This window comes from Streptomyces noursei, from assembly GCF_001646665.1.
In the GTDB taxonomy this organism is placed as follows: domain Bacteria; phylum Actinomycetota; class Actinomycetes; order Streptomycetales; family Streptomycetaceae; genus Streptomyces; species Streptomyces lavendulocolor.
Map to the genome: position 1 here is coordinate 41,874 of NZ_LWBU01000260.1, position 284 is coordinate 42,157.

Here is a 284-nt window from a genome sequence, read left to right on the forward strand (position 1 = left end):
TTTGCGGACACGACCTAGGAGTTGTCGTCAAAGTGTCAGGCCCACATCAGGAGTGAGGCGAGGGTGACGGCCGCCTTGTAGGACTGGGCGGTCTTGTCCTAGGGAGTGTCCGCAAAGTATCGGCGTCCGCCCGGAGGGCGGGGCTCGCGGTGTCCGGTGCGTGAGATCGCAAGGCGGAGGAGGGAGACATGGCGGAGCCATGGTGACCGACGACAACGCCGCTGGGGGTCCCCCCTCTGGGGGAGCGCGTGCAGGGCGCCGCGGGCCAGGCGAGACTTTGCGGA